Genomic DNA, 1,602 nt, shown 5'->3' on the forward strand with positions numbered 1-1,602 from the left:
CCGCCTCCGCCAACCGACGGGCGGCGGCGACCAGCGATTCGCCGCGATCCCGGGCCGCCGCGGTGCCGCCGGTGTTCAGCAGGGCGGCGAGCTCCCGTTCGACAAGTTCAAGGAACCCGCGGCTGTCGGCCGGCACCATCGGCACGACCTCGCCCAGCAGGGCTGCGACCGACGACTCCCCCGCGAGCATGTCGGTGAAGGTCAGCGCCTGGGCGACGACGTCGTCGAAACGCTCCTGGGCGGCGAGGTGGCGGGCCACCTCGACCAGATCCGCGAAGTCGCCCCGCCCCGCCTCGATGCGAGCCAGCCGCATCCGCTCGGCCCTGCCGTGTCGTTCCATCCGGGTCTCGGGCTCAACGTCGACCAGCCAGTGGGCGATCCACGGGTGGACGAGCACATCGCCGTCGAGGCGCAGCAGCAGGGTCCGGTCCGCGAGCCGCCGGACGGCCGTGGCGACGACCCGGTGTCGGGCCCGGTCGGGCTCGGCCCCCTGCCAGGCGAAGGCGAGATCGTCGACCGACATCGGGGCGCTGGACACCGCCGCCTGTAGGAGAAGTGCGCGCTCGTCCGCCGTCACCGTCGCGACCAGCAGCTCCAGGACGATGTCCCGGCTCCCGAGCAGCAGGGCATCATCCACCGCCTCGCCGAAGGTGCGATCATCGAGCAGGTCGATGCCGAGCGTGTCGGCCAGATCGCTGATCTTCTCGGTGACCTCCAACAGGTTCGCCGCACCGTTGCGCAACAACGCGTCGACGAACTCCAACAGCCGCGGATGACCACCGATCGTCCGGGTCAGGGTGCGCCGGTCATCATCACCCAGCTGCCGCAGGCTCGGTAGCCGTAGCAGCAGGCGACCCAGCTCGGAGCCGCTGAGGGGCCCGACATCCACCCGATGCAACGAGGCGGTACGGTTCGGCAGGGGATATCGACACGTCACGAGCAGACGGCCAGCGCTACCCGGCCGGCCGGCGCCGCCCGAACCACCAGGGCCACCGGCCCGAGCCAGATCCGCGAACACCTCGGCGAAGCCCGGGTCGGCGAAGCCCCGACCGTCCTCGGTGAGGTTCTGCTCGAAGTCGTCGAACAACAGCAGCAGGCGATGCTCGCCCAGCAGTTCCCGAATCTTCGCGATCTTGTCCGTTTCCTCATGGTGTGAGTCAGTGAGGGTGGCTCTGGCCTCGACCAGCTCCGGGACCGGGATGCCGCGGAGCGCCTGCGCGGTCGCGGCGATCAGCGACGGCGGGTTCCACCGGCCGACATGCACCGCCACCGCCCAGCCGTCGGCCCGCAGCCGGGCCATTACCCGCCCGGCAACGGCGGTCTTGCCGATCCCGCCGGGCCCGGTCAGCACCACGCCGGCAACCGCGCCCCAACGCGTGACCGCGGCGCTGCCACCCCGCAGCACCGCGAGCGCGGTGCGGACCTCCCGGCGCCGCCCGACAAGATCACCCATGGCCAGCTCACGGACGCTGCCACCGGCCGGCGCGGCAAACGGGCGGGTCAGCGGTTGCGGGTCGACGGCTGCATCGAGCAACGGCGGGTCACCGGCCGCGGTCAGCAGCGTCGCGGTGGCGTACTCGGGAGGCGTGAGCCGGCCGGTGG

At 72.2% G+C, this 1,602-nt stretch carries 1 protein-coding gene; it reads right to left on the reverse strand.

The genetic code is table 11. From position 1 onward, the window contains the following. On the reverse strand, positions 1-1,602 hold a 1,602-nt coding region (locus U9978_RS13530), incomplete at both ends, for an ATP-binding protein (protein WP_322761517.1).

It is taken from the genome of Protofrankia sp. Cr2 (genome assembly GCF_963555885.1).
Lineage (GTDB): Bacteria > Actinomycetota > Actinomycetes > Frankiales > Frankiaceae > Protofrankia.